This is a genomic window from Pseudomonas sp. QS1027, from assembly GCF_002814235.1.
GTDB lineage: Bacteria > Pseudomonadota > Gammaproteobacteria > Pseudomonadales > Pseudomonadaceae > Aquipseudomonas.
Map to the genome: position 1 here is coordinate 82052 of NZ_PHSU01000030.1, position 12024 is coordinate 94075.

The 12024-nt window shown below is 62.3% G+C and carries 9 protein-coding genes; 7 read left to right on the top strand and 2 right to left on the bottom strand.

Annotation, left to right across the window (positions count from 1 at the left end; genetic code table 11):
* Window positions 1–22 precede the first annotated feature (22 nt).
* From tssE to CWE01_RS24815, 6 genes are read left to right on the top strand one after another with little or no spacing between them, the layout of a single operon-like run.
* Complete coding sequence (gene tssE, locus CWE01_RS24790) at window positions 23–442, top strand: type VI secretion system baseplate subunit TssE (protein WP_100943179.1); 420 nt, start codon at window positions 23–25, stop codon at window positions 440–442.
* Window positions 435–2234, top strand: coding sequence for a type VI secretion system baseplate subunit TssF (tssF, locus tag CWE01_RS24795; RefSeq protein ID WP_100943180.1), 1800 nt, complete (start codon window positions 435–437; stop codon window positions 2232–2234). The genes tssE and tssF overlap by 8 nt, the downstream gene beginning before the upstream one ends.
* Window positions 2198–3298, top strand: coding sequence for a type VI secretion system baseplate subunit TssG (tssG, locus tag CWE01_RS24800; protein WP_100943181.1), 1101 nt, complete (start codon window positions 2198–2200; stop codon window positions 3296–3298). The genes tssF and tssG overlap by 37 nt, the downstream gene beginning before the upstream one ends.
* A 1-nt stretch (window position 3299) precedes the next feature.
* A complete protein-coding gene (gene tssH / locus CWE01_RS24805) occupies window positions 3300–5846 on the top strand; it encodes a type VI secretion system ATPase TssH (RefSeq protein ID WP_100943182.1) in 2547 nt (848 codons plus the stop codon).
* 35 nt (window positions 5847–5881) lie between these two features.
* Window positions 5882–7888 (top strand): type VI secretion system tip protein VgrG, encoded by a 2007-nt coding sequence (tssI, locus tag CWE01_RS24810; RefSeq protein WP_100943183.1) that lies wholly within the window; start codon window positions 5882–5884, stop codon window positions 7886–7888.
* 9 nt (window positions 7889–7897) lie between these two features.
* A complete protein-coding gene (locus tag CWE01_RS24815) occupies window positions 7898–8443 on the top strand; it encodes a toxin-antitoxin system YwqK family antitoxin (RefSeq protein ID WP_100943184.1) in 546 nt (181 codons plus the stop codon).
* Here the strand turns inward: CWE01_RS24815 and CWE01_RS24820 are convergent, their stop codons facing one another.
* The gene (locus tag CWE01_RS24820) at window positions 8444–8839 is read right to left on the bottom strand and encodes a DUF4280 domain-containing protein (protein WP_100943185.1); all 396 of its coding nucleotides are present in this window, start codon (window positions 8837–8839) and stop codon (window positions 8444–8446) included. It abuts the gene before it with no gap.
* Between the two features lie 339 nt (window positions 8840–9178).
* Between CWE01_RS24820 and CWE01_RS24825 the strand changes: the two genes are divergently transcribed.
* Window positions 9179–9907: a hypothetical protein gene (locus tag CWE01_RS24825; RefSeq protein WP_100943186.1), complete on the top strand. Its 729-nt coding sequence runs from the start codon at window positions 9179–9181 to the stop codon at window positions 9905–9907.
* Between the two features lie 68 nt (window positions 9908–9975).
* On the opposite strand, the gene CWE01_RS24830 is transcribed toward CWE01_RS24825, so the two are convergent.
* Entirely contained in the window at window positions 9976–11976 is a 2001-nt protein-coding gene (locus CWE01_RS24830) for a U32 family peptidase (RefSeq protein ID WP_100943187.1), read from the bottom strand.
* Window positions 11977–12024 lie beyond the last annotated feature (48 nt).

A 12024-nucleotide genomic window follows, 5' to 3' on the forward strand; every position in this document is an offset into this window, starting at 1 on the left:
TTTCATACGGTTGGAGATTTTCATGCGTGTTGCGCTGTTCGACCTCCTGGCGGGGGACACGGAGGGCTACTTCGATGCCCGTGATCCGCTGCGGATCGTCGAGTCCATTCGCCTTGAGCTGGAGCGCCTGCTCAATACCCGGCGCACCGAACGGGCCCATGGATTCGCCCCGACCATCATCGATTACGGGATGAGCGACTGGAGCACCCTGTATGCCGACCGCGAAGAGGATCATCGCATCCTGATTCGCGATATACGGAGTGCCATTATCCGTTTCGAGCCGCGCCTGGCGCTGGAAGACGTCGATGTACAGGCGCTGCCGGGGCAGCGTACACGCATGACGGTGAGAGTGATGGGGCATGTCCGGGGCCTGGAAGCGGCTCCGAACATGTCGTTTGTCCTGGAGCTGGGTGAGAGCGGCTTCGAGGTCAGGCATGAGTGATTCGATTGATGCCCGACTGCTGGATTACTACCAGCGCGAGTTGACCTGGCTGCACCGCGCCGGCAGCGATTTCGTCGAAAACCATCCGAGCCTGGCCGGCAGCCTGAAGCTATCGTCCAGCGGTTCCCAGGACCCCCATGTCGAACGCCTGATCGAAAGCTTCGCCTTGCTCGCGGCGCGTTTGCAACGCCGGCTCGACGACGGTTACTCCGAATTCAGTGACGCTTTGCTGGAACAGTTGTATCCGATGGCACTGCGGCCGATGCCGTCCTGTGCCATCGTGCAGTTCGGGCCGGACCCGAGCAAAGGCAGCCTGGCCGCCGGCTACCACCTGCCGCGTGGCACCCAGGTGTTCAAGGCCCCGGAGAAGGAACAACTCGACAGCCTGTATTTTCGCACCTGCGCCGATGTCACCCTATGGCCCCTGGAGGTCCAGGACGTCAGCCTGATCGAAGGCAGCGCCGCGCAGTCGGTCACCGGAATCGCCAATGCCGAGGCGGCACTGCGCCTGGTGTTGAAATGCAACAATGGAAAGCCCTGGACCGAACTGCCGATCCAGACCTTGCGCATTCACCTGTCGGGACCTGCGGGTAATCGCTCACAGCTCTATGATCTGTTGGCCGCCCATAGCCTGGATATTGTCTGCGGCCTGCCCGGCAGTCTCGGCCAGCCAATCAATGCCCGGCCTTTGCCCGCCGGCTATGACGACAACCAACGGCTGTTGCCGGAAGAAGACGGCGTGCACCCCGGGCTGCACCTGTTGGTGGAGTATTTTGCCTTCCCGGAGAAGTTCGCCTTTTTTGATCTCGCGCTGAAGATCCCACCGCAGGCCACGGACTTGCTCGAGGTCTATGTTGCCTTCGACCGTGCCCCCGAGAGCCGTATCAGCCTGCAACGCGAAGACATCGCCCTGGGCTGTACGCCGGTCATCAACCTGTTTTCCCGTACCGCCGAGACCCTGCGTCCGGATGGCACGCAAAGCGAATATCGCCTGGTGGCCGATTCACACCGTGACAACAGTGTCGAAATACACAGCATCCGCAAGCTGGTGGCCGGTACCGCCAACGGCTTCCAGACCGTGCCGCCGTACTATGGCTACCAGCATGGGCAAGGGCAGGACGGCCTGTTCTGGCACGCCCGGCGGATCAGCGCCCCCGGTCACTCACGGGCCGGCACTGACATGATCCTGAGCCTGGTGGACAGCCAGTTCCAGCCACGCTCGGCATCGCCGGATGAAACCTTTACCGCGCAGGTCTGGTGTACCAACCGGCACATGGCGCAAAACCTGTTGACCGGCAGTTCCTTGAAATTCGAGCGCAGCGGTCCGGTGGCCACCATTGCCTTGCTGAGAAGTCCCACGCCGCAGTCGCTGCCTGACCTTGAGGGGGCGTCACGCTGGCGCCTGATCTCGCAGCTCAACCTCAATCACCTGTCGTTGACCGAAGGCCCCCATGCGCTGGAGGCCCTCAAGGAAATGCTGATTCTGCACAATCTGCGCGACGAACCCTCGGCTCGCTTGCAGATCAATGGCATTCTCTCGCTGAAAACCGAACGGGTTGTCGGCCGTGTCGGCAAGGATGCCTGGCGCGGCTGGCGCAACGGCCTGGAGGTTCACCTGGAACTCGATCCGAGCAAGTTTTCCGGCAGCAGCCGGGTGCTGTTCTCCGGGGTACTGGCGCATTTTTTCGCGCTGTATGCCAACGCCAACTGTTTTGTTCGCACCGTGCTGGTAGAGGGCGATAAGGAGATCAAGCAATGGAGTCCGAGCAGCAACCCAATCCTGGCTCTCTAGGCGCGCTACTGCGCCAGGTCCCCCAGCGTTTCGAATTGCTGCAAGCGTTGCTGATTCTGGAACGCGAGCAGCAGGCTGCTGATTCCCTGGGCAGCGGCAGTGACCTCGAAGGAGAGTTGGCGCGCCTGCGCGCGCAACAGACGGTCGACTCGCTGGGCACCGGCAGTGATCCCGAGCGCGAGGTGGTGCGCCTGCGCGGGCCGCTGTTGCCGGAGTTCGCGCCGAGCGAGATCAGCAGCCTGCGCCTGGTCCCCAATGTGAAAGTGCCGGGGGCCAGACTGACCTTGCACACCCAGGTGTTCGGCCTCGGCGGTCCGGACGGTCCGTTGCCCTATGCCTATCAGGAGTGGTTGCAGCAGAGGGCGCGCAACCGCGATCACGGCACGGTGGCCTTTCTCGATCTGTTCCAGCACCGCTTGCTGAGCCTGATGTATCGGGTACAACAGCGCCAGCGAGTGGCCTTGCCTTACCGCCAGCCGGCGCTCAGCCCGGTGTACCAGCAGTTGCGCGCCTTGTGCGGGCTGTCGTCCAGCTCCGTGGAGCAACTGACTGTGCTACCGGAAAGAGCCCTGATCGCCCGCGCCGGATTGCTGGCCAACCGGCGACGGTCCCTGGCCGGGTTCCAGAACCTGCTCAAGCACTACTTCGATCTGCCCGTGCAACTGCACGGCTACCAGGGCGCCTGGCAACAGATTGCCTCCAGTGACCAGAGCGTGCTGGGCCGCAAGGGCCGTAACCTGACCCTGGGTCGCAACGCTTTGTGCGGGACACGGGCCTGGGATGAGCATGCCGGTATTCATATCCGCCTCGGCCCCCAGGAGCCCAGGATGGCCGAGCGCTTCATGCCGGGCCAGGAGGCTCACCAGCAGTTGGCGGCGCTGGTGGCGTTCTATTTCGGCGCGCAGTTGCGCTGTACGGTATCCGTGCACGTCACCAGCAGCGCAATACTGACGCTCGGCCATCAGCAGCCTGCCGCGCTGGGCCAGGGGACCCGGTTGAACCGTGTCGCGCGCACGGGAGATTTCCGGATCGACCTGCGCTTGCACGAAGAGGGAAGTACCTGAGATGGAAATCGCCGTGCTGATCTCACGCTTGAACCACCAGTGCCGGGACGCCATGGAGCGGGCCGCCCAGCGCAGCTGGCAGCGTAACCAGCACTTTGTCGAAATCGAACACCTGATGCTGGAGCTGCTGGAGATCGAAGGCGGCGACCTGGCCTGCCTGCTGCCGGCGCTGGGGTTGGAGCGCGATCGCCTGGCGAGCGAAATCAATCTCGCCCTGGAGCTGTTCAAGACCGGCAACACCCGTACACCGACCCTGTCCAAACAATTGCTGGCCCTGATCGAGGACGCCGTGGTCCAGGCCAGCGTGTTCGGTGCCACCGGTGTGCGCTCCGGGCTGCTGTTGCTGGCGCTGCTCGACCGCGACGAATATCGGGCCCTGTTGCAAGGCAGCATTCCGTCATTGCTCGGGATTGCCCGCGACCCGTTGCGCACTCAGTTCATGGCCTTGACCGAGCACTCCTGCGAAACCGGCCTGCCGGCCCGCCCCGGAAAAGCTTCGTCGCGAGCCCACGGTGCTGACGCTTCATTGCTCGAGCAATACACCCAGGACCTGACGGAGGACGCCCGCCAGGGGCGCATCGACCCGATCATCGGCCGCGATGCGGAGATCCGTCAGTGCATCGACATCCTCCTGCGCCGTCGGCAGAACAATCCGATCCTGGTGGGCGCGCCCGGGGTCGGCAAGACCGCGGTGGTAGAGGGCCTGGCGCTGCGCATTGCCCAGGGCGATGTCCCGCCGCCATTGCAGGACGTCAGCCTGCGGGTACTGGATCTCGGGCTGCTGCAAGCCGGAGCCGGGGTCAAAGGTGAATTCGAACAGCGCCTCAAGGGCGTGATCGAAGGCGTCCGTAACGCCGCCGGCAAGGTCATCCTGTTTATCGACGAGGCCCATACGCTGATCGGTGCCGGCGCCGCCGAAGGGCAGAACGATGCGGCCAATCTGCTCAAGCCGGCGTTGGCCCGTGGTGAGCTGCGGACCCTGGCGGCCACCACCTGGCTTGAGTACAAGAAATATTTCGAGAGAGACCCGGCACTGACGCGACGCTTCCAACTGGTCCAGGTCGAAGAGCCGGACGAACAGACCGCCGTGCAGATGTTACGCGCCGTGGCCGGCAAGCTGGAGCAGCACCATGGCGTCGAAGTGCTCGACGTGGCGATCCAGGATGCGGTGAAACTCAGTCAACGCTACATCTCCGGTCGGCAATTGCCGGACAAGGCCATCAGCGTGCTCGACACCGCCTGTGCCCGGGTGGCACTGGCCCAGCACGACGTACCGCCGGCCCTGGAAAGCCTGCGGCATCGCCAGGCGGCGACGCTCGACGAACTGCAACGCCTGCGCCGCGAACAGGCCATCGGGCATGATCATGACCTGCGTATCCGGCCGCTCGAACTTCAGGAACAGGAAGATCGCCAGGCCATCGTCGAACTGGAAACCCGTTGGCACAAGGAGCGCGAGGCGGTGACCGAGTTGCTCAGGGCCCGCCGCGAGATGCTCACGCTCAACGAAAGTGTCGATCCGAACCGGGATGACGAGGAACTGGACAACCGTCTCGAACAACTGGCCAGCGAACTGGTGCGCCTGGAAAGTGGCTTGAACGCGATTCGCGAAGACGATCCGCTGGTGCCGGAACAGGTCGACTCGAAAGTGATCGCCGCGGTGATTGCCGCCTGGACCGGGATTCCACAAGGCAAGGTGCTCGCCGACGAAGCCTATGCCTTGCGCACCCTGGCCGAACGTCTTGGCCAGCGGGTGATGGGGCAGGCGGCCGCTCTTGGTGCCATCGCCCAACGGCTGCAGGCTTATCGCGCCGGGCTCACCGACCCGCAAAAGCCGGTCGGGGTGTTCCTGCTGTTGGGCCCCACTGGCGTGGGCAAGACCGAAACCGCCTACGCCCTGGCCGATGCGCTGTACGGTGGCGAGCGTAACCTGATCAGCATCAACCTCTCCGAATACCAGGAAGCCCACACCGTCAGCCAACTCAAGGGCGCGCCGCCGGGCTACGTCGGTTATGGCAGCGGCGGCGTGCTGACCGAGGCGGTGCGACGCAAGCCCTACAGCGTGGTCTTGCTGGACGAAATCGAAAAAGCCCATCCGGACGTGCTCGAAGCCTTCTACAACGTGTTCGACAAAGGCCTGATGGAGGACGGCAGCGGCCTGGTGGTCGACTTCAAGAACACCGTGATGCTGGCAACCAGCAACGTCGGTGCCGAACTGATCCTCGACAGCGCCGCCGAGCAACAAACCGCCGAAGCCTTCAACCAGCAATTGCACACTGTGCTGTTGCAGGCGTTTCGCCCGGCCTTTCTGGCGCGCATGACCGTGGTACCGTATCGCGCCCTTGATGAGATGACCCTGGAAGGGATTGTCCTGGCCAAACTGGAGAAACTGCGTGCTCGCTACCTGGCGGCCACCGGCAAACGTTTCGACTACGATGACGGCATCGTCAAGGCCGTGCTGGCCCGTTGCAGTACAGCCGGCGCGCGGGATGTGGAACATGTACTGATGGCGCAGGTGGCAGGACAGCTGGCGCAATGGGTGCTGGAATGAACACAGGTAGTCAAAGATGATCTTCAAGGAAAACCATGCCCCGTCCCACTGATACCAACACCACGCTGTCGTTGAGCGGTGCGGTCATGGCGCCGTTGTTCCCCGAAACCCTGAGCGGCGAAGAGTCCCTGAATCAGCTGGGCGAGTTCAGCGTCACCGGCTACAGCACCGAGACGGTGGCCATGGCCAGCGCCGTGGCCACCCATGTGACCCTGACCCTGCATAACGACGCGCTGAAGCGTCCCGTGGATGGGCTTTGCGCGCAGATTCGCCAGCTACCGGCCGATGCCACCGCCGAGCGCTACAGCCTGCAATTGCGTCCCTGGCTCTGGTGGCTGACCCTGGCCAGCAACAACCGGGTGTACCAGAACCTGCCCACCAGCGATATCGTCACCAGTATCTTCAAGGCCCATGGCTTCAGCGACTACGAGTTGAAGCTGTCCGGCACCTACGAGCCGCGCGAATACTGCATCCAGTACGGCGAGACCGATTTCGCCTTTGTCTGCCGGTTGCTGGAAGAGGAGGGGATCTTCTGGTTTTTCAGCCATGCCGAAGGACGCCATACCCTGATACTGGCGGACAGCAACAGCGCCTTTGTCACCTGCCCGAACGGTGCCAGCATTGCCTACCTCGGCCAGCAGATCGGCAATCGGGAGTTGCAGGGCATCCGCTCGGCGCAAATCAGCCAGCAAGCGGTGTCCGGGGTCTACAGTGCCACCGACTATCAGTTCGTCACCCCCACCACTTCGTTGTACGGTCGGGCCGAGGCCGAGTCGGGGCCGCTGTCGGTCTATGAACACCCCGGTGGCTACACCGCCAAGGCGCGGGGCGATGCCCTGGGCAAACAGCGCATGGACGCCTTGCGCACCCAGGCGCTACGGCTGATCGGTGAAAGCGATTGCCGCTGGTTGCAGCCCGGCTACACCTTCACCCTGACCGGGCATGACGACAAAAGCGCGAATATCGAGTGGCTGTTGACCTCGGTCAGCCATGAGGCCAGCCATGAACACTATCGCAATCGCTTCGAGGCGGTTCCCAAGAGCGTCAACTATCGACCCCTGCGCCTGACCCCGAAGCCGACCATGCATACCCAGACGGCCAGGGTGGTGGGCAAGGACGGCGAGGACATCTGGACCGACGAATACGGGCGGATAAAGGTCCAGTTCACCTGGGACCGCGAGGGTGAAAAGAACGAGAACAGCTCATGCTGGGTCCGTGTCGCCCAGGGCTGGACCGGCAAGGGCTTCGGCATGCAGTTCATCCCGCGTATCGGCCAGGAAGTGGTGGTGACCTTTATCGACGGCGATCCGGACCGTCCGCTGGTCACGGCCTGTATCTACAACGGTGAAAACACGCTGCCCTATGCCTTGCCGGCCAACCAGACCCAGTCCGGGATCAAGACCCAGTCTTCCAAGGGCGGCGAGGGCTTCAACGAACTGCGTTTCGAGGACAAGAAAGACGCGGAAGAGGTCTTTCTCCAGGCGCAGAAGGACCTCAAGTTCAATGTGCTCAACGACACCACGGCCACCGTCGGCCACGACGAAACCCTTACGGTACAGAACGCCCGTACGCGCACGGTCAAGGAAGGCGATGAAACCGTCACCCTGGAAAAGGGCAAGCGCACGGTGACCCTGCAGACCGGCAGCGACACCCTCGACGTCAAGGGCGATCGCATACTCAAGGTCGGCGGCGACCAGACCCACACCACCACTGGCAACTACAGCCACACGGTCAGCGGCAACTACCAACTGACCGTGGACGGCAACCTCACCATCAAGGTGACCGGCACCCTGACCCTGCAAAGTGGCGGCGACTTCACTGCCAAGAGCGACGCCAATCTCAGTGCCAAGGCGGGCATGGCCCTGAGCAATCAGGCGGGTACGGCCTTGAGCAACAAAGCCGGGACGTCACTGGAAAACAAGGCCGGTACCACGCTGACCAACGATGCCGGGGTCAGCCTGATGAACAAGGGTGGTGCTTCTCAGACCGTTGATGGCGGCGCGATGCTGACCATCAAGGGCGGCCTGGTCAAAGTCAACTGAGGAGGGGATATGGACAAACCAGCCAAGGTTGAAGTCGTCAGCGGCGACAGCCAACTCAACGCCACCCTGATCGGTGGCCAGTTGGAAGGCCCGGCGCGGGTGACCGAGAGCGGCCGCCCGCAGGCAGTACTCAGCTATAGCCAGGGCACGCTGGAGGGGCCGATGGTGATTTATCACCCGAACGGCCAGCCTTCGGCGCGACTGAATTTTCGCAAGGACAAACTCGACGGCCAGGCAGTGTTCCATAACCCGCAAGGCGCGTTGATCCGTGAGGCGCAGTACCGAGCGGGCTTGCTCCACGGGCAGGTCCTCAGTTACTTCGAAGATGGCACGCTGGCGTCTCGCGAACACTATCAGCAGGGGCAATTGCAGGGGCTTTACCAGCGGTTCCATGGCAATGGTCAACTGGCGGCGCGCATTGAATACGACAAAGGCCAACCGCAGGACGGCGCACAATCCTATGCTGCGGATGGACGGCCACTGGAAGAATCGGGAAAACCCATGGCGCGCTGGAAAGCCTGGTGGTTGAAATGGCGGCAGCCGCCCGATGCCTGATCAGGGAATCAGCATCTGCACCTGGCCCGGGAAGAGGATCTTGATCACCCCCGCCCAGTTGCACATCAGCGTGCTGTTGGCATCCAGCGCGGGCATCGGCCCCAGCAGCATGGTCGGTGCACCACCGGGTATCCAGGGCGCGACGGTCACGGGTATACAGGGCATGGGCACCAGCACCCCGAGTGCCGCCGCCGTAGCGGCCACCACCATGGGGTTGGCCAGGCTCTGGCACATGCCGAAGGGCATGATGTTGACCAGGGGAATATGGTCCATGAGATTCGCTGCAGGCATACCAGACACCAGGGTGCGGTTCTGCGGCAGTACGTTGAGCACACCGGGCGCCAGGCCGAAGGTGCATTGCAGGGTAGCGCCGGAACAGACTTGGGGACAGCCCATGTAAAGCCCCTGGAAGGTTCTATTTACCGTAAGAACAAGGCCTTGATTTTATCACGAGCCCCGTTGCCCGTCTGTCATTGAGTCGGGGCAAGGAACTGGGCGCTGAAAAACTTCAAGAATCGAACATGCTCTTTTCCAGTACGTGAAATTCACATGCCTCTTCATAGCGGACACGGTCTGGCCCAAATCTCGAACAATTGCTTTATTCACAGTATCGCCGGACGGCCGAGGTATCTGGTCGGTGTGATTCACCCGCAAGCAACGGGAGGGCGGCCCCCACCCCCGAACTGTCAGTCGGGATTCAATACCGCCGGTACGCCCTTTGCGAAGGGGCATATCATGGCGCTCGAACTGGGTGGTTGCGATGACCCTGAAAATATCGTACCGCAATACGAACTCTGGCAAGGTGTCGCGGGCGGCGCATGGCGCGACATGGAGGGGGCACTGTACAGCCGCGGCGGTGACGTGATGGTTGTCGAAATCCATTATGCCGTCGTCGGCGACAACTATGTGGCCGACCAGCAGCTGTTCAATCAAAACGATCGATTGATTCACTGGACCGGCCCAAATATCCCGACCCGCTTTCAGGTCTGGGCGGTGACGGCGAGCTCTGGCGCAGGTGCCGGATCTATCGCGGACTACCTCGCGGCTAACAGTACCGACAAAGAGCTGCGCATTGCAGGATTGATGACGGCTATGCAGGGAGTCGCGACTTTCTTCGATGAAACGATTAACGCCATGCCCGCGATCGACAGAAACCGCTGGAAGCTCATGATGGTCAATCACTGGGTGAGGAATGCCCATGCGGCTTACGAAACGGCGGCGCAGCTTACCAGACAGTTGGCTTTGGCAGCGTTCGCGGCGGCTGCTGGACGCCGATCAGCACGGAACCAACCCGCACTGCCGGCAGAGCCCGCCACCCTCGCGGTCTGGGGCAATACACTAGCAGCACAACAGGCCGCGGTGACCGCCATTCGCAACAATACCGCAGGGGCATCGGTCAACTGGACCGCCGGTGAAAGACTGGCATTCACAACGGCCGACGTTGCCAGAGCGATATTTGTATAGTGGGTGGTCAGGCTGGCCTGGCCAGTAACTCAAGCCCCATTTCAGTCCATTTGTCAGCCCCTCAACCCTCAGTGAGGTGCACGATGAATCGTCTTGAGCAGATCTTCAGGACTGATATGCCCGACAACCTGCTGCACGCCGCTGCCCGGTAGCGGCAGGTCAAGAATGTGTCCCTTGATCTTGCCGATCACGTGCATCTCGCAAGGCTTGCAGTCGAACTTCAGCGTCAGCACCTCGTCACCGTGGATCAGCTGCATCGGCGCGACCTTGGTGCGCACGCCCGTCACACCCTTGGCCTGCTTGGGGCAGAGATTGAAGGAGAAGCGCAGGCAGTGCTTGGTGATCATCACCGGCACTTCACCTGTCTCCTCGTGGGCCTCGAAGGCTGCGTCGATCAGCTTGACGCCGTGGCGGTGATAGAAGTCGCGGGCCTTCTGGTTGTAGACGTTGGCCAGGAACGACAGGTGCGAATCCGGGTACACCGGCGGCGGCGTGGTCTCGGCCTTGCGGCTGCCCCGTGGGTGGGCGGCAATACGGGCCACGGTCAGCGCTTCGATCACTTCACGGCGCAAGGTCTTGAGCTGCGAATTAGGAATGAAATACGCCTGTGGCGCATCCAGCTTGATATCGGTGGCGTGGTACTGGGTGGTGCCCAGTTGGCCGAGCAGGTCCTGCAGTTGTTCCAGGGCCTGTTCCGGTTTGTTGGCCAGACCGAACGGACCGTCCAGGGCGACGCTGGCGCTGACGCCTTCTTCGCTGGTGGCGGTCAGTTCCAGGCGCTCTTCGCGCAGACGAGCGACCCACGAAAGGCCGATCCGGCGCTCCGCGGAAGTCTTGAGCAAGGCCTGCTGCCAGTTGTGGTCCAGGTTACGGTTCAGCGGATGGTTCGGCCGCAGGTTGTACAGCCCGGCCGGCATCTCGTTGGGCTCGACGCGATAGCGGTAGCGCTTCTCGCCATCTTCTTCAAACTCGCCCTTGGCTTCGGCGATGTTGGCACGGAAGCCCACCACCTCACGCTTGACCTGTACATTGAGGCCGTCGCCGTTGGACAGCGGCTCATGGGTCACTACCTGCATATCGCGCTTGCCGACTTTCTCCACCACACCCACCGGCAGGCCGGTGAACGTTGGGGTGTCGAAGGCGCCAATGTCGATCTTGCGGTCGCTGACAAAATAGTCGGTGCTGCCACGATGGAAGGTTTTTTCCGGATCGGGCAGGAAGAAGTGCGCGGTACGGCCACTGGAAGCGGGGGCCAGGTCCGGGCGATCCTCGAGGACATCGTCCAGGCGCTGGCGGTAGTAGGCCGTGATGTTCTTCACATAGCCCATGTCCTTGTAGCGCCCCTCGATCTTGAACGAGCGCACGCCGGCTTCGACCAGGGCGCGAATGTTGGCGCTCTGGTTGTTGTCCTTCATCGACAACAGGTGTTTCTCAAAGGCAACCACACGGCCTTGGTCATCTTTCAGGGTGTAGGGCAGGCGGCAGGCCTGGGAGCAGTCGCCACGGTTGGCGCTACGACCATTCTGCGCGTGGGAAATATTGCACTGGCCGGAGAACGCCACGCACAACGCGCCGTGGATAAAGAACTCGACTGCCGCCTCGGTTTCGTCGGCGATGGCACGGATTTCTTGCAGGTTCAGCTCGCGGGCCAGTACCAGTTGCGAAAAGCCGGCCTGGTCGAGGAACTTCGCCCGCGCCAGGGTGCGGATGTCAGTCTGGGTGCTGGCGTGCAGTTCGATGGGCGGAATATCCAGCTCCATCACCCCCAGGTCCTGGACGATCAAGGCGTCGACGCCGGCATCGTAGAGCTGGTGGATCAGCTTGCGGGCCGGCTCCAGCTCGTTGTCGTGCAAGATCGTATTGATCGTGGTGAACACCCGGGCATGGTAACGACGGGCGAACTCCACCAATTCGGCGATATCGCTCACTTCGTTGCAGGCATTGTGGCGCGCGCCGAAGCTCGGACCGCCGATGTACACGGCATCGGCGCCATGCAGGATGGCCTCGCGGGCGATGGCTACGTCGCGGGCGGGGCTGAGCAATTCCAGGTGATGCTTGGGTAGGGACATGTTTTTTTAGTCAGGCTTCACGGTCAAGGCGTGCATTGTAGCGGCGAA